This window comes from Mitsuaria chitosanitabida ATCC BAA-476 = NBRC 102408, assembly GCF_001598255.1.
GTDB lineage: Bacteria > Pseudomonadota > Gammaproteobacteria > Burkholderiales > Burkholderiaceae_C > Roseateles > Roseateles chitosanitabidus.
The window spans coordinates 13,411-37,603 of sequence record NZ_BCYP01000039.1; the positions used below are offsets into that span (position 1 = coordinate 13,411).

Below are 24,193 nucleotides of genomic sequence, written 5' to 3' on the forward strand. Positions count from 1 at the left end.
ATGAGCGATTCCCTGAACGCCCCGCTCGCCGCGACCGGCTCGGCCGCCGGATCGGGCACGCCCGCGCCGGCCGACCGCCGGCCCAAGCTGCTGCTGGTCGACGACGAACCCGCCAACCTGCAGGTGCTGCGGCACGTGCTGCAGGACGACTACCGGCTGCTGTTCGCGCGCGACGGACAGAAGGCGCTGGAGCTGGCGCGCACCGAGGCGCCGGCGCTGATCCTGCTGGACATCATGATGCCGGGCCTGTCCGGACTGGACGTGTGCCGGGTGCTGAAGTCGCAGCCGGCGACGCGGCAGACGCCGGTGATCTTCGTCACCGCGCTGGCCGACACGCGCGACGAGACCGAGGGCTTCGACGCCGGCGCGGTCGACTACATCGCCAAGCCGGTCAGCCCGCCGGTGGTGCGGGCGCGCGTGCGCACCCACCTGTCGCTGGTGCGCGCCGAGGAACTGCGCGAGACGCGGCTGCAGATCGTGCAGCGGCTGGGCCGCGCGGCCGAGTACAAGGACAACGAGACCGGCTGGCACGTGGTGCGCATGAGCCACTACTCGCAGCTGCTGGCGCTGGCGGCGGGCTGGTCGGCGCAGGAGGCGGACGACCTGCTGCACGCCGCGCCCATGCACGACATCGGCAAGCTGGGCATTCCCGACGCCATCCTGCAGAAGCCCGGTCCGCTGGACGAGGCCGAATGGACGGTGATGCGGACGCACCCCGCCATCGGCGCCGAGATCCTGGGCGAGCACACCGGCGGCCTGCTGGGCATGGCGCGGCGCATCGCGCTGGCGCACCACGAGAAGTGGGATGGCAGCGGTTATCCGGAAGGACTGGCGGGCGACTCGATTCCCATCGAGGCCCGCATCGTCGCCATCGCGGACGTCTTCGACGCGCTCACCAGCATCCGCCCCTACAAGCCGGCCTGGCCGGTGGAACAGGCCGTCGAGCATCTGCGCGCTCAGGCCGGCCGGCACTTCGACCCGGCGCTGGTGGAGCTCTTCGTGTCGGTGCTGCCCAAGGTGGTGGAAGTCCGCGAGCGCTTCCTCGAGGAAGCCTGACCCTCTCCCCGTCGCCGTCGCCGGCGGCGCCCACGCGGCCGACGCGCCCCGCGAGACCCCGGCGGTTATGGCCGCCCACCACAAGGTGATGCTCGCAATCCCCAGTCGCGCGGCCCGGGCCCTCCGGCGCCGGAATAATGCGCGCCCATGGTGCTGAACTTCATCTGGATCGGGTTCTTCCTGATCGGCTTCGCGGTCGCCGTGGTGCGGCTGTTCCAGGGCGACACGACCATCTTCACGCAGGTGCTGACGGGGATCTTCGACACGGCCAAGACCGGCTTCGACATCTCGCTGGGCCTGGTCGGCGTGATGAGCCTGTGGCTGGGCCTGATGAAGGTGGGCGAGAACGCCGGCGTGATCCAGCTCTTCGCGCGGGCGATGGGGCCCTTCTTCGCCAAGATCTTCCCCGGCGTGCCGCGCGGCCATCCGGCGGGCGGCTCGATGGTCATGAACTTCTCGGCCAACATGCTCGGCCTGGACAACGCCGCCACGCCGCTGGGCCTGAAGGCGATGAAGGAGCTGCAGGACCTGAACCCGCAGAAGGACACCGCGTCCAACGCGATGATCATGTTCCTGGTGCTGAACACCGCCGGCATCACGCTGATCCCGACCTCGGTGATCGCGATCCGCCAGGCGATGGCGGTGGACCAGGGCCTGGTGGGCTTCAACGCGGCGGACATCTTCCTGCCCACGCTGATCGCCACCTTCATCTCCTTCATGTCCGGCCTGGTCGCGGTGGCCTGGGTGCAGCGCATCAACCTGTTCAGCGCGCCGGTGCTGGCCTTCGTGGGCGGCTTCGTCGCGATCATGGGCGGCGTCTTCGCCTGGCTGCACAGCTATCCGCCGGAGGTGATGTCCAAGCTGATCGGCCTGCTGGGCAGCGGCGTGATCCTGAGCATCATCGTGATGTTCATCGCCGTGGGCGCCTGGCGCCGGATCAACGTCTACGAGTCCTTCGTCGAAGGGGCCAAGGAGGGCTTCGGCGTCGCGGTGCAGATCATTCCCTACCTGATCGCGATCCTGGTGGCGATCTCGGTGTTCCGGGTCACCGGCTGCATGGACTACATCGTGCGCGGCATCGCCGCCGGCGTGGGCGCGCTGGGTCTGCCGACGGACTTCGTGCCCGCCCTGCCGATCGGGCTGATGAAGACGCTGTCGGGCAGCGGCGCGCGCGGCCTGATGGTGGACGTGCTCAAGACCTACGGGGTGGACAGCTTCGAGGGCAAGCTCGCCGCGATCATCCAGGGCTCGACCGAGACGACGTTCTACGTGCTGGCCGTGTACTTCGGCAGCGTCAACATCAAGAAGACCCGCTACGCGCTGACCTGCGGCCTGCTCGCGGACCTGGTCGGCCTGGTCGGCGCGATCGCGGTGGGGTACTGGTTCTTCAAGTGAGGCGGTCGGCGCGCTGAGCGCCCGCGCGGCCACACCGCGCATCACCCGCCTCGCCGATCACTCGACGCGGTTGCGGCCCTGGGCCTTGGCCCGGTAGAGCGCCTCGTCCGCGCGCGCGAGCAGCGCGTCCAGGCCCGTGTCGCCGGGCTGCGACCAGGCCACGCCGATGCTGGCCGAGCACGGCGGAACGCCGGGCGCCGGCTCGTGCGCCGCCAGCGCGGCGCGGATGCGCTCGGCCGAGGCCCGCGCCGCGTCCGCCGCGGTGGAGGGCAGCAGGATCACGAATTCCTCGCCGCCGTAGCGACCCAGCCGGTCGTTGACGCGCAGTTCCTCGCGCATCGTCGCCACCGACGCCGCCAGCACGCGATCACCGGTCAGATGGCCGTGGCGATCGTTGATCTGCTTGAAGTGGTCGAGGTCCAGCAGCAGCAGCGACAGCGGCTGGCCGTAGCGCAGCCAGCGGCCGAACTCGTCCTCGCCCGCCTGCAGGACCGCGCGGCGCGTCAGCGCGCCGGTGAGCGCGTCGCGGGTGGCGAGCAGCTCGAACTCCTCCCGCACCCGCTCGCTGGCCATCAGCAGCACGCCGACGCTGAGCAGCAGCACGCTGAAGCAGTAGCTGGCGATGTAGACGGTCTGGACCGTCGTCATCGCGAAGCGCGAGGACGCCGCCCCGTCGACCCAGAACGCCGCCAGACCGCGCAGCACCAGCACCGCGGCCTGGAGCAGCAGGGTGACCAGCACCAGCCGCGCCGCGAAGCCGCGCCCCTCGCGTGCCAGCAGCCGCGCGTGCGCGAACACGCAGGCGCTCATGGTCGCGGTGAAGACGACCAGGCGGACCCGGTAGTCGGGATGGATCAGGAACCAGGTCAGCACCGCCAGCGAGGCCAGCCCGATCGCGCCCCAGAAGCGCCAGGTCACGCGCCGCCCGTGGAAGCGCTGAGTGCCGAAGTAGAAGAGCCCGCAGCCGGTCAGCAGCAGCGCGTTGCCGGTCTGCGCGACGACGAAGTCCGGCGCCAGCCCCTGCATCGCGTAGACGCCGGCCGCCGCCGCGCAGGCCATGGGCGCCAACGCCCAGGGCAGCAGGCCGCGGATGCCCGCCGGGTAGTTGCGGCGCACGCCGAGCAGCACCGCGCCCAGCACCGCCGCCATCAGCGCGGTCATGACGGTGATCGAACGGGGATCGAGGGACGACTGCATGAGGCCGGCAGTGTAGGCGGGCCGTGTGAAGGCCCGGCACCCGGCGCGGGCGGGACGCGCGCCGGGCGATGCGCCGAGCGGTGCGCGCGCCGGCCGTCGCTCACATCGCCTTGAAGAGGTGTACGTAGGCGCGGCTGACCGGGAGTTCACTCGCATGCCCGCGGATGCGGACGAACAGCCGGCTCAGCTCGTCGCGGCGGGTGCCCGCGACGTGGTCCAGGTTCACGATGGTCGAGCGGTGCACCTGCCAGAAGCGGTCCCCGTCCAGCTGCGCGGCCAGTTCATGGATGGGGGTGCGGATCAGGTACTCGGTCGTCGCGGTCTGGACACAGGTGTACTTGTCGTCGGCGCGGAAGAACATCACCTGGTCGACCGGCACCTGGTGCGTCACGTCGCCCTGGGTCGCACGGACCCAGCGCATCGGCGCCGCACGGGACGAGCCTGCAGCGCCGGCCGCGCCGCCGGGGGACTGCAGGCGCTGCAGGGCCGCGAGCAATCGCGCGTCGGCGTCCGACGCCGTGTCCACCGCCTTCGCCAGCGCGCGCCGGATCCGCTCCACCGTGCGGCCCAGGCGGTCCGCCTCCACCGGCTTGAGCACGTAGTCGATCGCCTCCTGCTCGAAGGCCTGCACCGCATACTGGTCGTAGGCGGTCACGAAGACCACCCGCGTCGCGCCCTCGATGCCCTCGGCCACCTCCAGCCCGGTCAGGCCCGGCATCTGGATGTCCAGGAAGGCCAGGTCCGGTTGAAGCTCGGCGATGCGCTCGGCGGCCTCCTGGCCGTTGCGGGCGACATGCACGATCCGGAGCTCCGGCCAGACCGCCTCGAGCTGCGCGGCGAGCGCGCGGGCGAGGTGGGGTTCGTCGTCGGCGATCAGCGCGGTCGGCGCAGTGGCGGTGGCAGTGGCGGCGGTCATTGCAGTCATGGCTTGTGAAACGAAGCAGTCAATCGTCGGCGACGCGGTCGGGGACCGGTCGGGCGGGCGTCCAGGGGTCGATCGGATCGTCGGGAAGCTGGGGTCGGTCGAGGCCGGCGCGTGGGTTCAGGACGCAAGCGGTACGCGCAAGGTGACGAGGCAACCGGGGTCGGCGGGTTCGAGGCTCAGCGAGGCCGCGTCGCCGTACTGCGCCATCAGGCGCTCGCGGATGTTGTCCAGCGCGATGCCGTTGCCGCCGCGGCGCGAGGCGCCCGGCCCGACGCCGTCGTCGCGCACCTCGACGACCAGGAAGCCCTCGCGCAGCGAGGCGTCGACGCGCACCGTCCCGCCATCGATCTTGGGCTCCAGGCCGTGGTGCACGGCGTTCTCCACCAGCGGCTGCAGCAGCATCGGCGGCAGCGCGACACGGCGCGCCTGGGCATCGGCATGGATCTCGAAGCGCAGCCGATCCTCCATGCGCGTGCGCAGCACCGTCAGGTAGGCCTCGGCCAGGGCCAGCTCGTCCTCGAGCGGGCCGCTCTCGCGCCGCAGCCCGCCCAGCGAGGCCCGCAGGTAGGCGGTGAAGGCTCCCAGCATCGCCTTGGCCTTGGGCGCGTCGTAGTCGATCAGCGAGTGCACGTTGGCCAGGGTGTTGAACAGGAAGTGGGGCTCGATCTGGCCCTGCAGCAGGCGCAACTGGGTCTCGGTGGCGCGGCGCTCGGCCACCAGCTCGCGGTTCTTGGCCGCGAACCAGTGGTGCATCAGGAAGGAGATGACCAGTCCCATCAACGCCGTCAGGCCGATCACCCGGCCCCCTTGCGACCAGTCCAGCCGCACCCAGCCGGCCATGCCCGCCAACCACATGCCCGGCACCCAGCCGATCACCACGCCCACCAGCGGCAGCCCGGAGAAGAACATCGTGCGACCCCAGCGCGGCCACTGCAGGATGCGTTCGCGGCCACCGACCAGCGGGATCAGGATCGAGAACATCACGTGGATGACGGCGCCGATGGTCACGCACACGACCAGGTTGCGCCAGTACCAGGTGGCCCAAGAGCCGGCGTTGAGCCAGTCCGAGAGCTTGCGGGCGTTCATGACGAAGCCCAGCACCGTGAACCCGACCGCCAACCCCGCCGAGAACAGCAGCGTCCAGACCCATTGCAGCCATTCGGGGCCGCTGGGCATGGCCTCGGCGCTGATCCAGGCGTGCCAGGAGGCACGCAGGCGGCGGGAGTCTCGCCAGAGGGAGGGCTTGGGATCGGCAGTCATGCGGCGCAGTTTAGGGAGCCCGGGTGACGCCCCGGGGCCGGGAAACGACGGATGGCCAGCCCCCGGCGCGGATCGACAGGGGGAGGCGTGATCGGCTGCCGACCTCATGACCGGCAGAGGCGAGGCGAGCCAGGAGCGTGAGGCGAGCGGCGCGATGCGTGCCCTGGCCGGGGTGGCTCCCTCTCCCGCTTGCGGGAGAGGGCGGGGGTGAGGGTCTTTCGCGCCCGCCCCCACCCGCATGGTGTCCAATGGCCCGCGCACGCCATCCGGCGACACCGATCCGGCATCCGCCAGGGAGACATCCGATGAGCTACATCCTGCTGATCAACGAACCCGTGGGCCAACGCGAGGCCCGCACACCGGAGGAAGGCCAGGCCGCCTACGCCGCGATGACCGCCTATGCGGAGCAGCTCGCGGCGCAAGGCCTGCTGCAGGGCGCGCAGTCGCTGCAGTCGGTCAACGGCGCGACCCGCGTCACCAAGCGCGCCGGCCGCGTCACCACCATCGACGGTCCCTTCGCCGAAGCCAAGGAGATGGTCGGCGGCTTCTTCTGGCTGAACGTGAAGACCCGCGAGGAGGCGCTCGCCATCGCCCGGGAGTGCCCGGCGGCCGAGTGGTGCGAGGTCGAGGTGCGGTCCCTGGTGCCCTGCTTCGCGGAGTCGAACGCGCCGGCCAAGGTCTGATCCGGTCGGATCCGGGAGGATCCGCCGGCCGCAAGCTTTTTTCCGGCTGCTGTCGAAACCGGCGGCCCTGCATCGTCGTCCCCGTGAAGACGCCCCGAGCACGGGGCGCGATCACCGGAGGACACCATGCCCTCATCCCGACCGGACCCTACCACCCAGGAGCGACGCCATGCGCCATCAACAGATCTTCGTGAACCTGCCCGTCAAGGACGTGGAGCGCAGCAAGCGCTTCTACTCGGCCATGGGCTACGCGTTCAACCCGCAGTTCTCGAACGAGCAGGCGCTGTCCATGATCATCTCGGACGACATCTACGCGATGCTGCTGGTGGAGTCCTTCTTCCAGACCTTCACGCCGCGGCCGATCTCGAACGCCCACGAGGCGACGGAAGTGCTGACCTGCCTGTCCTGCGAGAGCCGCGCCCAGGTGGACGAGCTGATCGCCAAGGCGCTGGCCGCCGGCGGCACCGTGCCGCGCGCGCCGCAGGACATGGGCTTCATGTACTCGCAGGCCTACGCGGATCCGGACGGGCACATCTGGGAGCTGATGTACATGGACATCACGCAGCTCCCTGGCGCCTGACGTCCGGCGCGCCGGAAGGCGCGTCGTACGATCGCGCGCATGACCCAGGACATCCATCGCGCGATCACCACCACCTGGCGGCAGGAGTCGGCCAAGATCATCGGGGCCTTGACGCGCCTGATGCGAGACGTCTCGCTGGCCGAGGAACTGGCGCAGGACGCGCTGGTCGCGGCGCTGGAGACCTGGCCGGATCAGGGTCTGCCGGACAAGCCGGCGGCGTGGCTCATGACCACGGCCAAGCACCGCGCGCTGGACCGGCTGCGGCATGTGAAGCTCAGCGGCGACAAGCTGGAGCAGCTGGGTCATGAGCTCGACGCGCGCGAGGCCATGATCGTGCCGGACTTCGTGGACGACCTCGACGACGACCGCGCCGCGCGCGAGATCGGCGACGACGTGCTGCGGCTGATGTTCTGCGCCTGCCATCCGGTGCTGTCGCTGGAAGCGCGGGTCGCGCTGACGCTGAAGATGGTGGCCGGCCTGACCACGGCCGAGATCGCCCGCGCCTACCTGCAACCCGAGCCCACGGTGGCGCAGCGGCTGGTCCGCGCCAAGCGCACGCTGGGCGACGCGAAGGTCCCCTTCGAGCTGCCGCTGGGCGCGCAGCTGGCGGAGCGGCTGGGGGCCGTGCTCGAGGTCATCTACCTGATCTTCAACGAGGGCTACACCGCCACCAGCGGCGAGCAGTGGATCCGCCAGGACCTGTGCGACGAAGCGCTGCGGCTGACCCGCATGCTGGTGCGCCTGGCCCCGCGCGAGTCGGAAGTGCTGGGCCTGCTGGCCCTGCTGGAGCTGCAGGCCTCGCGCAGCGCGGCGCGCGTCGATGCGCTGGGGCAGCCGGTGCTGCTGCTGGAGCAGGATCGCTCACGCTGGGATGCCGAGGCGATCGCGCGCGGGCTCGAGGCGCTGGTCATGGCCGATCGCCTGGCCGCCGACGCCGGCGCGTCGCTGGGTCCCGGACCTCGGGTCGGCCCCTACGCGCTGCAGGCGGCGATCGCGGCCTGCCATGCGCGGGCACGGCGCGCGGAGGACACCGACTGGCAGCGCATCGCCGCGCTGTACGAGGAACTCGCGGAGCGCATCCCGTCGCCGGTGATCGAGCTCAACCGCGCGGTGGCGCTAGCGATGGCCTACGGTCCCGCCGTGGGGCTGGAGCTGGTCGATCAGCTGAGGGACGAGCCGGCGCTGAAGCAGTACCACTGGCTGCCGAGCGTCCGCGCGGACCTGCTGGCCAAGCTCGGCCGCAACGCCGAGGCGAAGGAGGAGTTCGAGCGCGCCGCCGCGATGACCGGCAACGCGCGGGAGAAGGAGCTGCTGCTCAAGCGGGCGCGGGAACAGGGGCACTGAGGCGCCCCTGCCGACACCGCTCAGAAGACCGGCACATTGAATCGCTCGGCGGCAGCTCGCAGCCCTTTGTCGACCGTCGCGATCGCGGCACCTGTCTCCATGGCGAGCGCCAGGTAGTGCGCGTCGAAACCCTGCACGTGGTGCTCAAGGGCAAAGCACACTTGCTCCGAAACGGAGCGCGGGTTGCGACGAAGCCGGACCGCGTGCTGAACGATCAGCTCCGTGGCCGATACGAGCCGCGTGCGACTCCAACTATCTCGGCGGCTTCGTCGAAGCAACGCATGACTGCACTCCGCGGTCATCACCGCAGGAGCAATCAGCGAGTGCGGCGTGTTGCGTCCATGTTCGGACACCCGTGCGCCGTACTCCTCATCCGCCTTCGAATGAGGTGCCACCCAGCTCATGGCGACGCAAGCATCAACGACAACCATAGAGCTCCCTCCCTTCGTTGATCCACTCGGCGGCGCTCTTCGCATCGTCGGGAAGGGGGTGTTGCATGTCGGGATAACTGGCCACGTAGGCGGCCATGCGCTCGGCCAAGTCGGGGGCAGGCAAGCCGTCACCCACCCATTCGGCATCGTCATCGCCGGCAGCGGCGAACGCGGGATGCTGTGCATTCACGGGAAGCTCCAAGAAGCAATGAGAGAGGGAAGTCTAGGCAGCGATCCGCGCCTCGACGCCTGCAGGAGTTTGCGTTTCACCGCGTGTCTCCAATCGCCACAACCCCGATGAACACGGCCATCCCGGCCGCCCCTCCCTCAGAACCGTTGGCTCGATTCAGTCAGGCGAGTCGCCCTCGCCCTCCCCGTCGTCGCTGAGTCGGACCTTCTCCGGCGCCGCGCCCTGGCGTTCCCGCTTGGCGGCGTACATGGCGGCGTCGCTGCGCGCCATCAGCGTCTCCAGCGTGTCGCCGTCCTGGCGCTGCGCCGCTCCGATGCTGATGCTCACGCGCAAGTCCTCGGACACCGACGTCCAGTCGTGCTTGCGCACCGCCTCGTCCAGGCGGCGGCAGGCCGCCTGCGCGATCTCCTCGCTCGCGCCTCGCAGCAGCAGCACGAACTCGTCGCCCGCCAGACGCGCCGCCACATCGTGCTCCCGCACGTGCTGGCGCATCAGCCGCGCGATCTGGCTCAGCACCTGATCACCGACCAGATGCGAGTGCCGGTCGTTCACCTGCTTGAAGTGGTCGACATCGATCAGCGCCAGGCTCACCACGCCGCCCGCCTGCAGCTGCGCGCGCGCATGTGCCTCGAAGCTGCGTCGGTTCGCGAGGCCCGTCAGCGGGTCTTCCATCGACAGCTTCTCCAGCCGCTGCGCCTCGTCGGCCAGCTGCGCGCGATCGCGCTCGCTGCGGCGCGCGTCGAGCTGCCATTGCACCGCCTCCTCGCGGCTCGCGAGACTGGCGATCCGCACCCGCGTCTCGCGCTCGCGCAGCGCGCGCATGCGCTGCAGCGCCCGCTGCGGCTGGCCCTGCTGTTCCTCGATCTGGCTGGCGATCAGCTCGCCCAGCTGCGCCAGCGGCTCGTGCTGCACGGCATCCGCCTGCGTCACCAGCTGCGCCGCCGCGCGCCGCGCCTGCGGCCACAGGCGCCGCGCCCAGGCCAGCTCCGCCTGCACCCAGCCGGCCAGCGCGGCCAGCCAGTGCCGCTCCTGCTCGGGGAGCAGCGTCAGCGCCTGCTGCAGCTCCGGCTGCGCCAGCGCCGACGCGCCTTTCCAGATCTGCGCCAGCGTCTGCATCAGGGTCCACCAGCACTGCGTCTCCGCATCGCCCTCGGGCAGCAGATGACGCGCGTTGATCAGATGCCCCTCCAGCGCGCCCAGGGGCGGCAGCTGGCCGCGCTGCTCGCGCTCGCCGGCGTACGACAGCAGCGTGCCCATCGCCAGCCACAGGCAGGCGCCGAGCGGGCTCAGCCGCGGCTTGCAGGCGTTGGCCGCGTCGGCCGCCTGGCGCAGCACCTCGGCCGCCTTGTCGAAATTGCGCGCCCACACGTGACAGGCGCCCAGGTCCTGCAGCGCGACGACCAGCGCCGCGCCGTCGCCGCGCAGCTGCGCCAGCCGCAGGCCGAGCAGCGCCGCCTCGATCGCTTCCTCGTGGTGGCCGGCCAGCGAGGCGCTGTGCGCCAGCACCGACAGCGCGCCCGCCTCGCCCGAGGCGTCGCCCAGGTGCCGGAACAGTCGCGCCGCCAGCTCGCTGCGGCCGCGCGCGTCGCCGGGGCGATGCAGCGCGCGATCGCAGCGCGCCAGATGCAGCAGCGCCTGCGCCTGGGCCGCCGCGTCCTGGGCCTCGAGCGCCAACAGCAGCCATTCCTCGCCGGGCGCCTGCGCGGCGGCGGCATCGCCGGACTGCAACGCGGCGCGAGCGAGCTGGGAGAGGTGATGCAGGTCCAAGGCGATCGACGGAAGGCTGACGCTGGGGAGGCCCGACCCGCGCGGGCGCGGGACCGGAGGGAACGGGGATCGGTGTCGGCAAGCGGCGACCCGGTGGGGATCGCCGCCGGCGACGGTATCAGGACGCCGTGACGTCCGAAGGGGCAGAGGATAGCGGCAACAGCCGCGGGCCCAGCAGCTCGGCCAGCCATTGCATGAAGACATGGACCCGCCGCGGCAGCTGGCGCCGGTGCGGATAGAGCAGGTGCACCGGCATCGGCGCGGCCAGGAAGTCCGGCAGCAGCTCGCGCAGCCGGCCGTCCAGCACCTCCCGCTCCAGCCCGTGACGCGGCACCTGGATGATCCCCAGCCCCGCCAGGCAGGCGGCCGTGTACGCGCCGGAGTCACTCACCGTCAGCGTCCCGGCCATGGGCAGGAAGTGCGTCACGCCGGCCGCGTCGCGCCACTCGAAGCCCGGGCAGCGCTGGCCCAGCGTGGTCGCGTACTGGACCAGGCGATGGGTGGCCAGGTCCTCCAGCATGCGCGGCTCGCCGTGCCGGGCGAGGTACTCGACGCTGGCGAGGTTGACCATCTCCATCGCCCCCAGCGGTCGCGCCACCAGCGTCGAGTCGCTCAGCGGTCCGACCCGCAGCACGCAGTCGAAGCCCTCGCGGACCAGGTCCACGCGCCGATCGGTACTGCTGAGCTCGATCTCCAGCGCCGGATGCGCGGACAGGAACTCCGGCAGCCGCGGCATCACCACGTCATGCGCGACGCGCATCGGCATGTCCACCCGCAGCCGGCCGCGCAGCCCGCTGGCCGCCGGCTGGAACAGGGTCTGCATGTCGTCCAGGTCCGCCAGCAGGTCCTTGCAGCGTTCGTAGCAGGCCTGTCCGTCCTGCGTCAGCTGCACCCGGCGCGTCGTGCGATGGAACAGCCGCGTGCCCAGGCTGGCCTCCAGCCGCTGCACCGCGGTGGAAGCGCTCGCCTTGGGCAACCCCAGGCTCTGCGCCGCCTGCGTGAAGCTGGCCAGCTCCGCGACGCGGACGAAGACCTGCAGCGTCTCGATCGACGGAACGGGCGTCGTGGAAGACGACGAAGCGGAGGCGAGATCGCTCATTTGTTCACCCTGGACGAACGGTCAAATCGTTCCAAGGCGATTTATACGCCATTGGACGATCAATACAGTGCATCCCATCGATTCGGCGCCGTGACACGGCCCCGCCGGACGACTCGCCCTCCCCGATCACCCGGCCACATCGGCCCCCCCAAGGATCCGTCATGAGCATCACGACCCCCACTTCCGCTTCCCGCGTCGCCCTGATCACCGGCGGCAGCCGCGGCCTGGGCCGCAACGCCGCGCTGCACCTGGCGCGCCGCGGCGTCGACAGCGTCATCACCTACCGCAGCCGCGCCGACGAGGCGCAGGCGGTGATCGACGAGATTCGCGCCTTGGGCGGCCGCGCCGCCGCGCTCCGGCTGGACACCGGCGACAGCGCCTCCTTCCCCGCCTTCGCCGAGGCCCTGCGCGGCGCGCTGCGCGAGCACTGGCAGCGCGACCGCATCGACCACCTGGTCAACAACGCCGGCATCGGCGCCCACGCCTCGATCGCCGAGACCACCGAGGCCCAGTTCGACGAGCTGATGCGCGTCCACCTGAAGGGCCCGTTCTTCCTGACGCAGACGCTGCTCCAGCTGATCAACGACGGCGGCAGCGTCCTGAACGTCTCCAGCGGCCTGGCCCGATTCGCCCTCCCGGGCTACGGCGCCTATGCCGTGATGAAGGGCGGCGTCGAGGTGATGAGCCGCTACATGGCCAAGGAGTTCGGCGCCCGCGGCATCCGCGTCAACACGCTGGCCCCCGGCGCCATCGAGACCGACTTCGGCCATGGCGCCGTGCGCGACAACGCCGAGGTGAATCGGATGGTGGCCTCGGTCACCGCGCTGGGCCGCGCCGGCCTGCCGGACGACATCGGTCCGGTCGTGGCCTCGCTGCTGGCCGACGACAACCACTGGATCACCGCGCAGCGCATCGAGGCCTCCGGCGGCATGTTCGTCTGAGCGGGTCCGCGGCCCTCGCCGGCGGCGCGCCCGTCCCAGGTCACCGGGGGCCCGCGAGGCTCAGGACTTGGGCGCGGCGGGCGTCGCGGCGGCCTGCCCGGCCCGGGCCTCGGCCCGCTCGCGGCGCTTCCAGCGCCGCCGCGCGTTGAGCCCGCGCAGCGCCAGCATCAGCCGGTCGCGCCAGGCCGGCTGCACGAGCCGGATCCCGCCGTGGAACTCGTACTTCGCCCGCACGCGCGTCCCCTCGCAGCCGTACTTGGCCAGGAGGCGGCGCGCGTCGCGCATGGGATCCGCGTCCGGGTTGTTCTTGTAGAGGTCCCCGCCGCCGATCGGCCGCGTGTGCCACACCGGCGTGTCGTCGATCACCGCGATGCGGTGACCGTCCGGGTTGTCGATCAGCGTGGGCCAGACGAAATCCAGCCCCCAGCCGATGCGGCTCTCATGGAAGGTGGCGCGGCAGCGCCGCATCGCGTCGCGCGAGAACAGGGGGGCCATCACCTCGACGAAGCCCATGTAGCGCAGCAGGTAGCCCGGGTGCCGAAGCAGCGTGTCGAAGCTGAAGTAGGACTCGCGCGTCAGCGCGGGCTGCGCCAGCTGCAGGCCGTGCGCATGGAAGAGGTCGAACATGCGCGACACGGTGGCCGTGTCCACGGCCAGGTCGTCGTCGGGCAGCCAGATCGCGTCGTAGGCGTCCACCAGCTCGGGCTGCTCGTCGAGCAGTTCCGCGATGCAGGGCCACTTGGGGCCGCGGCGCGCCTCGTAGAGATCGGCCGCGTCCCGGTACAGGTCGGGCACCGCGCCGTAATAGGAGACCAGCAGGTCGAAGTTGCGATCCTCATCCGCGATCCATTGCGAATGCAGGGAGCGGTCGCCCGCTCGCAGGATCACCAGATTGCGGCGGGGGCGGTGGGGCAAGGACAACTTCGGCATCACGGTCAGCGCTTGCACGGCGGGGGCCGCGCGACATCCGCGCATTCAAGCCGCAAAGCGTATCCCTGATATCGCCGCCTGGTACCCGAACTGACACTTTTGGAGGCAAAAGTATCAGTTTGGACTCATTGATCCCGCGAACCGGGGAGTCCCAACGCACCACGCTGTGGCGTGCGGCGTACACCGCACGCCCCCGTCAATGCCCGCCGCCCAGGTAGGCCGCCTTGACCGCCGGGTCGGTGCGCAGCTTTTCCGCGGGCCCATGCAGCGAGATGCGCCCGTTCTCCAGCACGTAACCGTAGTCGGCCACCGCCAGCGCCGCCGCGGCGAACTGCTCCACCAGCAGCATGGTCACGCCCTGCCCCTTGAGCCGCTCGATGATGCGGAACACCTCGTCCACCAGGATGGGCGCCAGGCCCATCGAAGGCTCGTCCAGCAGCACGACCTCGGGGTTGAGCATGGTCGCCCGCGCCATCGCGAGCATCTGCTGCTCGCCACCGGACAGCGTGCCCGCCAACTGCTGACGCCGCTCCTTCAGTCGCGGGAACAGCTCCATCGCCTTCTCGAGGTCGGCCTCCACATCCCCCTTGGGCCGCGCGCCGGTGTAGCGTGGGAAGGCGCCCAGCCGCAGGTTGTCGGTGACGCTCATGGTCGCGAACACGCGCCGGCCTTCCGGCGAATGCGCCAGCCCCAGCCGGGCGATGTGGTACGACTCCAGCCCGTCGATGCGCTTGCCGTTGAGCGTGATCTCGCCCGAGGTGGGCGCGATCATCCCGGACACCGCGCGCATCGTGGTCGTCTTGCCGGCGCCGTTGGAGCCGATCAGCGTCACCACCTTGCCCTTGGGCACTTCCACCGAGATGCCGTGCAGCACCTCGACCTTGCCGTAGCCGGCCTGCAGCTTGTCGATCTTCAGCATGTCGTCGCGCCCTCCTCAACCCGCCTGGCCGCCGAGGTAGGCCTCGATCACCTTGGGATCGGCCTGCACCTGCGCGGGCTTGCCCTCGGCGATCTTCTGGCCGAAGTCCAGCACCGACACCGTGTCGCAGATGCCCATCACCACGTCCATGTGGTGCTCGATCAGGATCACCGTGATGCCGTGGTCGCGGATCTTGCCGATGATGCGCATCAGCTCCTTGATGTCGGGCGCGGTCAGCCCCGCCGCCGGCTCATCCAGCAGCAACAGCTGCGGATCCAGCGCCAGCGCCCGGGCGATCTCGAGCAGACGCTGCTTCCCGTACGGGAGGTTGCGCGCCTCCTCGAAAGCCAGGTCGGCCAGGCCGACGAACTCCAGCAGGCTGAGCGCGCGGGCCCGCGCCTTGGCGTCCTCCGCGTTGTAGCGCGGCGAGTGCAATGCCACCTGCAGCAGGTTGGCGCCGAAGCTGTGATGCAGCGCCACCATCACGTTGTGCAGCGCGCTCATCTCGCCGAAGAGCTGCACGTTCTGGAAGGTCCGCGCGATGCCCGACAGCGCGATGTCCGACGACGTGCGCCCCACCAGCGAGCGCTCGCCGAACTTCAGGTCGCCCGCGGTGGGCACGTAGATGCCGGTGAGCACATTCATCATCGTGCTCTTGCCCGAGCCGTTCGGCCCGATCAGCCCGTGCACCGTGCCGCGCCGCACCTGCAGGTCCACGTTGTTCAGCGCCTTCAGGCCGCCGAACTGCATCAGCACGCCGCGCGCGTCGATCAGCACCTGGCCCGCGCCGCGCCCCTCCCCGGCGGCAGCGATGGCGTCGGCGGGCTTCTCGGCCACCGGGCCGCCCTCGCCCACCGGCTTGGCCTTCATGTGGAAGGCGCCGCGCACGAAGCCCACGATGCCGTCCTGCAGGTAGTACACGACGAACAGCGTGATCAAGCCGAAGATCGACAGCCGCCAGTCGGTCATGGTCTGCAGCACGAAGGACAGCGCCGCCAGCGCGATGCTGCCGATCACCGGGATGGCCGCCTGCGTCGCGCCGATCTTGCCGCGCCGCAGCGCGATCACCGTCACCACCGTCACCAGCACCGCGAAGGCCACCGACACGTAGCGGAACAGCTGCAGGTCGTCGAGCAGCTTGGGCAGCAGCACGATGATCGCGGCGCCCAGCAGCGCGCCGGTGCGGGTCTTGCGGCCGCCCATGATGATGGCCAGCAGGAACATCACCGTCAGCTCGAAGTTGTAGGTGTTGGGCGAGATGTACTGCTCCGAATAGGCGTACAGCGCGCCCGCCAGCCCCGCGAGTCCGGCACTCACGACGAAGGCGTAGACCTTGTAGCGATAGACCGAGACCCCCATGCAGTCCGAGGCCACCGGGCTGCCGCGCAGCGCCTCGAAGGCCCGGCCCAGGTGTGATCGCAAGACCCGGTGAACGAAGACCAGCGACGCGATCAGCAGCACGGCGACCAGCCAGTAGAACTCGGTCTCGTCGAGCTGGTGTCCGAGCAGCTTGGGCTTGGTGAGCGTGATGCCCATGGGCCCGTTGGTCAGGAAGTCCATCTCGTTGATCAGGATCTGGATGATGGTGCCGAAGGCCAGGGTCACCATCGCCAGATAGGGGCCGGTCACGCGCAGCGCCGGCAGCGCCAGCAGTGCGCCGAAGCCCGCGGTGACGCCGACCGCCACGGGCAGCGTCACCAGCACCCAGAGGTTGAACTTGGTGATCAGCACGCCGGCCGTGTAGGCGCCGATGCCGAACAGACCCGCGTGACCCAGCGACACCTGACCGGTGTAGCCCACCACGATGTCCAGACCGAACAGCACGATCGCGTAGATCATGATGGTCTCGACCAGGTGGATGTAATACGGGTTGCCTGACACCAGCGGGAAGGCGAACAGCGCGATCACCGCGAGGATCGCGCCGACCGCCTTCTTCGGATCGATGCGGGGACGCGCGGCGGTCGGGCTCGCGGTGGCCGTGGACGACGACGAGGAGTTGGAGGACGTGGTGCTCATGTCGTCAGACCTTCTTGATCGCGGTCTTGCCGAACAGGCCGGCCGGCTTGAGCGCCAGCACGATCAGCAGCAGCACCAGGCCCGGCACGTCCTTGTAGCCGGTGGAGAGATAGAAGCCGGTGGTCGTCTCGGCGATGCCCAGGATGATCCCGCCGACGATGATGCCCATGCCCGAGGTCAGCCCGCCGATGATGGCCACCGCGAAGGCCTTCAGCCCCAGCACCGCGCCCATGGTGGCGCCGGTGAGCGTGAGCGGCGCGATCAGCACGCCGGCGAAGGCCGCGGTCAGCGAGGACAGCGCGTAGGAGAAGGTGATCACCATCCCCGTGTTGATACCCATCAGCTTGGCGGCGTCGCGGTCGTTGAAGGTCGCGACCACCGCGCGGCCGTAGATCGAGCGGCGGTTGAAGAGCTCCACCGCCAGCATCATCAGCAGCGCGCCGACGACCACGAGGATCTCCATCGGCAGCACGTTGGCGCCGAGGAGCTTGATCGGGGCTTCGGGCAGCGGGGAGGGGAACTTCAGGTCGTCGCGGCCCCAGACGTTCTCGGCCACGTTCTTGAAGATGATGCCCAGCGCGATGGTGGACATGATCCAGCCGAACTCGGACTTGATCTTGATGGCGGGCCGCACGCCGATGCGTTCGACGAAGGCGCCCTGCAGCGCGCCGAACAGGCACACCAGCGGGATCATGAGCCAGTAGTTGACGCCGTGGCCGACCAGGGTCAGGCCCACCAGGGCGCCCAGCATCAGCGCGTCGCCCTGGCCGAAGTTCAGGGTGTCGGAGGTGGAGAAGGTCAGCTGGTAGCCGAAGGCGATGACCGCGTAGATCATGCCGAGCGCGATACCGCTGAACACCAGTTGGGTCAGGATCTGCATGGGAATCCGGAACTGCTGGATTGAACGAAGGAGCCGTCGCGAGGACGGCTCCCGGAATCATGGCCCGGGACGGCGGCCGAAGCGGACACGGCCGCGCGAGGCGGCCGTTCCTGGAATCACTTCTTCTGGGTCAGGGCGCCCTTGGCGTTGACGTCCTTGACGCGCACCTCGGAGGCCTTCTTGAAGTCGTCCGGATAGGCGTAGACCACGCGCTGGCCCTTGACCTCGCCGAACACCGGGATGTTGGCGGTGATGGCCTCGTGGTCGGTCTTGGAGAAGGGCTTGTTGTAGGTCGTGACCACGCCGTCCACCGGGGCCTTCAGGTCCTCGAGCGCGGCCTTGATCTTGGGGCCGTCGGTGCTGCCGGCCTGCTTGATCGCGGCGGCCAGCAGGTAGATCGAGTCATAGCCCTGCGCGGCCGAGACCGGGGAGTCGATGCGGCTGTTCTTCGGGTTGAACGTCTTCAGGTAGTTGACGATGAAGGACTGGCGCTTGGGCGTGGTCGGTTCCTGGATGAAGGTCTGCGGCATGCGCGCGCCCTCGCCGCCGGGGCCGGCGTTGTCGATGTAGTTGGCCATCGAGAGCGTCCAGCTGCCGATCATCGGGACCTTCCATCCCAGCTTGGTCATGCCGTTGGCGATCTGGGCCAGCTCGGGGCCGATGCCGTAGGTCAGGATGGCCTCGGCGCCGGCCTCCTTGGCCTTGAGCAACTGGGCCGTCATGTCGACGTCCTTGATGTTGAACTTCTCGACGGCGACCGGCTTGATGCCCTTGAGCTCCAGCGCCTTCTCCAGATCCTGGCGGCCGAGCTGGCCGTAGTTGGTGGAGTCGGCCAGGATGGCGACCTTCTTGAAGCCGCGGCGGGTGATGGCCTCCTCGACGATCATCGGCGCCTGGATGGAGTCGTGGGCCGCGTTGCGGAACACGTAGTTGTCGGGCTGGTCCTTGAACTGCTGGGTGATGACGGAGCCGGTGGCCACGTTGTTCATCACCGGGATCTTGGCGTCCTGATAGAAGCGCTGGGCCGCGAGGGCCACGCCGGTGTTGATGAAGCCGACGGTGGCGACGACCTTCTCGCGGTTGATCATCTCCTGGGCGATCTGTACGCCGCGCTCGTTCTTGGCCTCGTCGTCGCGTTCGACGAGCTGGATCTGGCGGCCCAAGACCCCGCCGCTCTTGTTGATTTCCTCGGTGGCCAGTCGCACGCCGTCACGCATGCTGACGCCCATGGAGGACGAGCCCCCGGTGAACGGACCGGCGACGCCGATCTTGATCGGGTCGGCCGCGAAGGCGGCGAAGCTGGCGGCGGCCAGGGCGGTAGCGGTGATCCAACGCGCGCTGAACTTCATGTTTGTCTCCGTAGATCTGGGTCACGTGGGGGTCGGAAGCCAACCCGAGAGCGTCGGTACAACAAACAGCCGGACGCCCGGCGTCAGCCTTCTTGAAACATGGTGCATGAAGCACCGGGAATTGCACGCATGCGATTACGTACTCGGAAACCCCGAGCAGCGCATTCAGCCTCGTGTCAGCTAGGTGGACAGGGTGGCCGTCTCAGCCGAGGAAGCCTGCCGCCCAGGCGTCGGACGGCCCCTGTCCGGTATCGATGTAGGCGATGAGCGCCTCGCCGATGGCGTCGAGGTCCAGGCCGATCCGGATCTCGGCCGGCAGACTCGCCCGCACGATCGATCTCACGTACGCGCGAAGGAAGGTCCGCTCGATGATGCGGGTGCTGCCCAGCTCGTAGAAGGCGACCATCCCGCGCAGGTACTCGGCCTTGTCGACGTCGACATAGGACAGCGGCAGCATGCCCGACTGCAGCAGCGGCAGATTGGCTGCGATGCGCGCGGTGCGCTTGTTGCCATTGGAGAAGGACTGGATGTAGGCCATCCGCGTCAGCAGGTAGAAGGCCGCCTGCACCGGATGCAGCGTCCGCGCGATCGCCAGCACCCGCTCCAGCAACGCGGTCGCGTGCCCCGTCCCGGGACGGAACGGCGGCAGGTAGGCCGACTGGTGCAGGCTGATCTCCTGGTACTCGCGCGGCCGGCCGCGCTGCTCGACGGGCAGGAAGTGGTCGCAGTCGCAGAGTTCCGACAGGCCGTGGTCGTCGGTCAACAGGGCATGCATCCGGCAGACGTTGTCCAGCGTCAGGTTCCGCTGCGCCCACAGGTACTGCGCCGCGCGCTGATGATTGAGCGCGAGCACGGCCTCATCCATGCGCTTGGCCGGATTTCGCTCGCCGCACTCGACCAGCGCCGCCGTGTCCAGCACCGAGTAGCTGCTGCCTTCCAGCAACGAGGACGCCCAACTGAAGTCCACCAGGAACTCGGCGAGGAATCGCTGGTCCAGCGGCCGGGTGAAGGCCTGGATGAAGGCGCAACGCCCCGCCCGCATTGGATCGAGGCCGGGCTCGGGATCGAGCAGTTCGTCCCGGAACGGAGCGGCCGGGCGAGCGTGCGCGGGACGGGAGAAGTGACGCGCTTCCTCGGGGAACAACGCCGCCCAGGCGCTGGGCGGAATCGCCGCGATTGGCGTGATCGGCGCGATGGTGGCGCGCGTGGATTGGGCCGCGGCCGGCCGGGTCAGGAGCGCGTCGTGGGGCATGGGCGTCTCGCGAGTCGTGAGACGCCGGATTCTTCAAATCGCGAGCGGATCCGAAATGACCTGTTCTTGCGTCAATTCACCTGCATGGACTGGCGCGCGCGCAGCGTCCACGCCGCCGCCGCCGCGACGGCCAGCAGCGTCAACGCATAGCCGGCCAGCGCGGCCCAGCCGCTGTGGTCCCAGAACCAGCCGCCCATCGCACCCAAGGTGCTCGAGCCGACGTAGTACGCGAGCAGGTAGAGCGAGGCCGCGTGGCCCTTGCTGCGCCCGCCCAGCGCGCCGACCCAGGCGCTGCTCACCGAGTGCGCCACGAAGAATCCGATGGTCAGCAGCACGATCCCCAGGATCACCGCGGGCAGCCAGGTCGACAGGCTCAGCAGCACGCCGCTGATCGCCAGCGCGATGCCCGACAGCAGCGCCGGCGCGCGACCGAAGCGGTCCGACAGCGTCCCCGCCGTGGCCGAGGCCACGATCCCGAACAGGTAGGCGCAGAAGATCAGGCCGATGGCACTCTGGCTCAGCGAGAACGGCGGCTTCATCAGCCGGAAGCCGGCGTAGTTGTAGACCGCGACGAACATGCCCATCATCAGGAAGCCCATCGCGAACAGCAGCGGCAGCGAGCGATGCGTCAGGTGCCCGCGCCACACGGCCACGTGCTCCGAGAACTTCACCCCGGTGCGCCGCACGAAATGCCTGGACGGCGGCAGCAGGAACCAGAAGCCCGCGGCCGCCGCCAGGCCGATCACGCTGACGATGAACAGCGCCGGTCGCCAGCCGAAGTGATCGCTGAGCAGGCTCACGCCGACGCGGCCCATCATCCCGCCGAAGGCCGTGCCGCCGACGTACTGCCCCATCGCGCGGCCCAGGCCGCCGGCATCGATCTCCTCGGCCAGGTAGGCCATCGCGACAGCCGGCACGCCGCCCAGCACGAGGCCCTCGACCGCGCGCGCCAGGAGCATCGCGTGCCAGCTCGGCACCACGGAGGCGATCAGGTTGAGCAGCGCCGCCATCGCCATCGAGCCGAACATCAGCCGGCGCCGATCCATGCTCTCCGACAGCGCGCCCGCGCAGAGGATGGCGAAGGCCAGCGCGCCGGTGGCCAGCGACAGCGACAAGGCGCTCGCGGCGGCGCCGACGTGGAACTCGGCGGCGAACAAGGGCAGCAGCGGCTGCACGCTGTAGAGCAGCGAGAAGGTGGTGAAGCCCGCCAGGAACAGCGCGAAGGTGATGCGGCGATAGGCCGGCGTGCCCGGCCGGGCGTGGTCCGTCGGGGACGCGGACATCAGCGCCGGCCGAACATCATCTGCCCCGCCAGCGCGCGCTTGAGCGGCGGCAGCGCCTGCAGCGCGGCCAGGCCCAGGCCGCGCGCGGCCGGCAGGCCCGGCCAGCGCCAGGCGAAGGTGCGGGCGAGGAAGTCGGTGGTGACGATGGTGGTCCAGCGGTCCGGCGCGCGCTGCCATTCGACGCGGCGCAGCGCGGCATCGATCCCCGGGTCGCGGCGCAGCGCGTCGACCAGCGCGAAGGCGTCGCGCAGGCCCAGGTTCAGGCCCTGTCCCGCCACCGGGTGCAGCGTCTGCGCGGCGTTGCCGATGCGGATGCGGCGGCCCTCGACCAGGGTGCGCTCGGCGTTCAGGCCCAGCGGGAAGCACTTCAGCGGGGAGATCCCCAGCAGCGGGCCGACGCGGGCGGGCAAGTGGTGCTGGATCACGGCCAGACGCTGCGCGTCGTCGAGCTCGGCCACCTCGTCCTCGCCCTGCGGCTGGCACCAGACCAGCGCGGCGCGGCGCTGGCCGTCGCGGTCGGGCAGCGGCAGCAGCGCCAGCGGCCCGCGGCGGGTGAAGCGCTCATAGGCGACGCCGGCCGGGCTGGTCGGCGACAGCGTCACCGTGCCCACCCAGGCGTTCTGTTGGTAGTCGTGGGTCACCGCCTTGCGGGCCTGGTCGGAGAACACGCCGCCCTCGGCGACCACCGCCAGGTCGTAGCGCTCGACGATGCCGGCGTCGACCTCGATCTCGTCGGGCCGGTCCTGCTTGATGCCATCGACCGGCTGGCCGAAGCGGCTGATCAGCCGCCGCGGCTCACGCGCGGAGGCCTGCTGCCAGGCGGCCTGAAGCGGGGCGACGAGCTGGCCGTAGGCGAGCACCGCGCCCAGTTGCGGGACGCGCTGCTCGGTGGCGGAGATGCTGACCTCGGGCTCGCCCGAATCGCCGAACCAGGCGCCCGACAAGGTCGGGGGCGCCTGGCTCACATGGACTTCACGGATCGCCTGGGCCTGCGTCGCGGGCCACACCCGCAGGCGCTGCAGCAGCTGCACGCTGCCCAGCGACAGCGCCAGGGTGCGCGGATCGCCGGAGACGTCGCGCTCGAGCGGACGGGCGTCGAAGAGACTGATCTGCGCCCGCGGCAGGTAGCGCGCGGCCAGCAGGGCCAGCGCGAGTCCGGCCGGTCCCGCGCCGATCACCGCCAGGCGCAGCGCCGGGGCGGCGGCATCGAAGACGGGGGACGAGGCGCCAGGGGTCGGCGCATGGGCGTGACCGGCGAGCGGACCGGAATCGTGAGGCTGGGACATGGCGGTGGGGCGATCGGGCGATGGACCCTGGAACGGCGACCGGCCGCGTCGGGCGGCCGGCACGGGCACTATAGCGCCGGCCCCTCCGGACGCGCATCCCCGCGCGTCGCGGAGCGCCCCGCGCCGTGGCGCGCGCTTGACCGGACCGGACAGTGCCGAGGCGGGGCGGGGCGGACGCGCAAGCCGGCGCGCCGAGCCGGGGCTTTTCCCGCCGGAGACAGACGCGCGCAGGCGAGTCCGTTACCCTCGCGCGCTGTCCGCAGAACCCGCATCGCGCAGAGCGCCGCACAGAGAGGATTCCCCATGCAATACCGTCGACTGGGCCGCAGCGGCCTGCAAGTGTCCGAGCTGTCCCTGGGCTCCTGGGTCACGTATCACAACCAGGTCGACACCCGGTCGGCCACCGAGATGCTGGCCGCCGCCTTCGACGCCGGCGTCAACTTCTTCGACAACGCCGAGGTCTATGCCCAGGGCGAGAGCGAGGTGGTGATGGGCCAGGCCTTCAAGGCGCTGAAGTGGAACCGCCTGGACTACATCGTCTCGACCAAGTTCTTCTGGGGCCTGAGCCGCGAGAGCAACACCACCGTCAACCGCAAGGACACGCTGAACCGCAAGTACCTGATGCAGGCGATCGACGGCTCGCTGCGGCGGATGCAGCTGGACTTCATCGACCTGATCTACTGCCACCGCCCGGATCCGCACACCCCGATCGAGGAGACCGTGCGGGCGATGAGCGACATCATCACGCAGGGCAAGGCGCTGTACTGGGGCACCAGCGAGTGGAGCGCCGCCGACATCCGCGCCGCCTGGGAGATCGCCGAGCGCCACCACCTGCACAAGCCGGTGATGGAGCAGCCGCAGTACCACCTCTTCCACCGCCAGCGCGTGGAGCAGGAGTACGCCCGCCTGTACGACGAGACCGGCCTGGGCCTGACGACCTGGAGCCCGCTGGCCTCGGGCCTGCTGACCGGCAAGTACCGCGACGGCATCCCGGCCGGCAGCCGCGGCGCGCTGGAGAGCATGTCCTGGATCCGCGAGCAGCTTCAGGATCCGGCGCGCAACGCGGCGGTCGGGCAGTTGGACGCCATCGCGAAGGCGCTGGGCTGCACGCTGGCGCAATTGGCGATCGCGTGGATCAACCGGAATCCGCGCGTGTCCACCGTGATCCTGGGCGCGAGCAAGCTGTCGCAGCTGCAGGACAACCTCGGCGCGCTCGCCGTCACGCCCAAGCTGACGCCGGAGATCGTGGCGAAGATCGACGCGATCACCTTGCCGCTGGCGAAATGAGGAGGGGCAAGGCCTGACCCTCTTCGGCTCGGGTACTGCCACCCTCCCACCCTCTCCCCTGCCCTCTCCCGCCCCGCGGGAGAGGGAGTGAACAGGCCCCGCGCCAGACCCCCCCTCGCCCGC

General features: G+C 70.2%; 22 protein-coding genes. 7 read left to right on the plus strand and 15 right to left on the minus strand.

Annotated elements, in window-relative coordinates; translation table 11 throughout:
• Both MCHT01_RS23075 and MCHT01_RS23080 read left to right on the plus strand, forming a co-directional pair.
• The gene (locus MCHT01_RS23075) at positions 1 to 1,056 is read left to right on the plus strand and encodes an HD-GYP domain-containing protein (RefSeq protein ID WP_084453268.1); all 1,056 of its coding nucleotides are present in this window, start codon (positions 1 to 3) and stop codon (positions 1,054 to 1,056) included.
• Between the two features lie 147 nt (positions 1,057 to 1,203).
• Positions 1,204 to 2,451, plus strand: a complete 1,248-nt coding sequence (locus MCHT01_RS23080; RefSeq protein WP_067069354.1) for a nucleoside recognition domain-containing protein — start codon at positions 1,204 to 1,206, stop codon at positions 2,449 to 2,451.
• Between the two features lie 57 nt (positions 2,452 to 2,508).
• On the opposite strand, the gene MCHT01_RS23085 is transcribed toward MCHT01_RS23080, so the two are convergent.
• The 3 genes from MCHT01_RS23085 to MCHT01_RS23095 all read right to left on the minus strand — a co-directional run bounded on the left by MCHT01_RS23085 (position 2,509) and on the right by MCHT01_RS23095 (position 5,833).
• On the minus strand, positions 2,509 to 3,648 hold the full coding sequence (locus tag MCHT01_RS23085) for a GGDEF domain-containing protein (protein ID WP_067069357.1): 1,140 nt from the start codon (positions 3,646 to 3,648) through the stop codon (positions 2,509 to 2,511).
• Between the two features lie 100 nt (positions 3,649 to 3,748).
• Positions 3,749 to 4,573, minus strand: a complete 825-nt coding sequence (locus tag MCHT01_RS23090) for a LytR/AlgR family response regulator transcription factor (RefSeq protein ID WP_245643589.1) — start codon at positions 4,571 to 4,573, stop codon at positions 3,749 to 3,751.
• A 117-nt stretch (positions 4,574 to 4,690) separates the two neighbouring features.
• Positions 4,691 to 5,833, minus strand: coding sequence for a sensor histidine kinase (locus tag MCHT01_RS23095; protein ID WP_245643591.1), 1,143 nt, complete (start codon positions 5,831 to 5,833; stop codon positions 4,691 to 4,693).
• Positions 5,834 to 6,138: 305 nt separating this feature from the next.
• Between MCHT01_RS23095 and MCHT01_RS23100 the strand changes: the two genes are divergently transcribed.
• The 3 genes from MCHT01_RS23100 to MCHT01_RS23110 all read left to right on the plus strand — a co-directional run bounded on the left by MCHT01_RS23100 (position 6,139) and on the right by MCHT01_RS23110 (position 8,440).
• Positions 6,139 to 6,516 carry a YciI family protein gene (locus MCHT01_RS23100; RefSeq protein ID WP_067069364.1) on the plus strand — a complete coding sequence of 126 codons (378 nt, stop codon included), beginning with the start codon at positions 6,139 to 6,141 and terminating at the stop codon, positions 6,514 to 6,516.
• 169 nt (positions 6,517 to 6,685) lie between these two features.
• A complete protein-coding gene (locus tag MCHT01_RS23105; RefSeq protein WP_067069367.1) occupies positions 6,686 to 7,096 on the plus strand; it encodes a VOC family protein in 411 nt (136 codons plus the stop codon).
• Between the two features lie 39 nt (positions 7,097 to 7,135).
• Complete coding sequence (locus tag MCHT01_RS23110; RefSeq protein WP_067069369.1) at positions 7,136 to 8,440, plus strand: RNA polymerase sigma factor; 1,305 nt, start codon at positions 7,136 to 7,138, stop codon at positions 8,438 to 8,440.
• 20 nt (positions 8,441 to 8,460) lie between these two features.
• Here the strand turns inward: MCHT01_RS23110 and MCHT01_RS26930 are convergent, their stop codons facing one another.
• The 4 genes from MCHT01_RS26930 to MCHT01_RS23125 all read right to left on the minus strand — a co-directional run bounded on the left by MCHT01_RS26930 (position 8,461) and on the right by MCHT01_RS23125 (position 11,927).
• Positions 8,461 to 8,871, minus strand: a complete 411-nt coding sequence (locus MCHT01_RS26930; protein WP_218017938.1) for a type II toxin-antitoxin system VapC family toxin — start codon at positions 8,869 to 8,871, stop codon at positions 8,461 to 8,463.
• Entirely contained in the window at positions 8,858 to 9,061 is a 204-nt protein-coding gene (locus MCHT01_RS26935) for a hypothetical protein (protein WP_067069372.1), read from the minus strand. Before MCHT01_RS26935 ends, MCHT01_RS26930 begins: the two co-directional genes overlap by 14 nt.
• 156 nt (positions 9,062 to 9,217) lie before the next feature.
• The gene (locus tag MCHT01_RS23120) at positions 9,218 to 10,828 is read right to left on the minus strand and encodes a GGDEF domain-containing protein (protein ID WP_067069375.1); all 1,611 of its coding nucleotides are present in this window, start codon (positions 10,826 to 10,828) and stop codon (positions 9,218 to 9,220) included.
• Positions 10,829 to 10,946: 118 nt separating this feature from the next.
• Positions 10,947 to 11,927, minus strand: coding sequence for a LysR family transcriptional regulator (locus tag MCHT01_RS23125; RefSeq protein ID WP_067069377.1), 981 nt, complete (start codon positions 11,925 to 11,927; stop codon positions 10,947 to 10,949).
• Positions 11,928 to 12,088: 161 nt separating this feature from the next.
• Here MCHT01_RS23125 and MCHT01_RS23130 point away from each other — a divergent pair, with 161 nt between their 5' ends.
• Positions 12,089 to 12,868, plus strand: coding sequence for an SDR family NAD(P)-dependent oxidoreductase (locus MCHT01_RS23130; RefSeq protein ID WP_067069381.1), 780 nt, complete (start codon positions 12,089 to 12,091; stop codon positions 12,866 to 12,868).
• 60 nt (positions 12,869 to 12,928) lie between these two features.
• On the opposite strand, the gene MCHT01_RS23135 is transcribed toward MCHT01_RS23130, so the two are convergent.
• From MCHT01_RS23135 to MCHT01_RS23170, 8 genes are all read right to left on the minus strand, one after another.
• On the minus strand, positions 12,929 to 13,798 hold the full coding sequence (locus MCHT01_RS23135) for a DUF707 domain-containing protein (RefSeq protein WP_067069645.1): 870 nt from the start codon (positions 13,796 to 13,798) through the stop codon (positions 12,929 to 12,931).
• A 196-nt stretch (positions 13,799 to 13,994) separates the two neighbouring features.
• Entirely contained in the window at positions 13,995 to 14,717 is a 723-nt protein-coding gene (locus MCHT01_RS23140) for an ABC transporter ATP-binding protein (RefSeq protein ID WP_067069383.1), read from the minus strand.
• Between the two features lie 15 nt (positions 14,718 to 14,732).
• Positions 14,733 to 16,661 (minus strand): branched-chain amino acid ABC transporter ATP-binding protein/permease, encoded by a 1,929-nt coding sequence (locus tag MCHT01_RS23145; protein ID WP_067069648.1) that lies wholly within the window; start codon positions 16,659 to 16,661, stop codon positions 14,733 to 14,735.
• A 76-nt stretch (positions 16,662 to 16,737) separates the two neighbouring features.
• Entirely contained in the window at positions 16,738 to 17,613 is an 876-nt protein-coding gene (locus tag MCHT01_RS23150; RefSeq protein ID WP_067069385.1) for a branched-chain amino acid ABC transporter permease, read from the minus strand.
• Positions 17,614 to 17,729: 116 nt separating this feature from the next.
• Entirely contained in the window at positions 17,730 to 18,962 is a 1,233-nt protein-coding gene (locus MCHT01_RS23155; RefSeq protein ID WP_067069388.1) for an ABC transporter substrate-binding protein, read from the minus strand.
• Between the two features lie 202 nt (positions 18,963 to 19,164).
• Entirely contained in the window at positions 19,165 to 20,214 is a 1,050-nt protein-coding gene (locus tag MCHT01_RS23160) for a Fic family protein (RefSeq protein ID WP_067069391.1), read from the minus strand.
• 71 nt (positions 20,215 to 20,285) lie between these two features.
• Entirely contained in the window at positions 20,286 to 21,602 is a 1,317-nt protein-coding gene (locus tag MCHT01_RS23165; protein WP_067069653.1) for an MFS transporter, read from the minus strand.
• The gene (locus tag MCHT01_RS23170) at positions 21,497 to 22,783 is read right to left on the minus strand and encodes an FAD-dependent monooxygenase (RefSeq protein WP_084453271.1); all 1,287 of its coding nucleotides are present in this window, start codon (positions 22,781 to 22,783) and stop codon (positions 21,497 to 21,499) included. The genes MCHT01_RS23165 and MCHT01_RS23170 overlap by 106 nt, the downstream gene beginning before the upstream one ends.
• Before the next feature lie 303 nt (positions 22,784 to 23,086).
• Here MCHT01_RS23170 and MCHT01_RS23175 point away from each other — a divergent pair, with 303 nt between their 5' ends.
• Complete coding sequence (locus MCHT01_RS23175; protein WP_067069394.1) at positions 23,087 to 24,070, plus strand: potassium channel beta subunit family protein; 984 nt, start codon at positions 23,087 to 23,089, stop codon at positions 24,068 to 24,070.
• Positions 24,071 to 24,193: the final 123 nt, after the last annotated feature.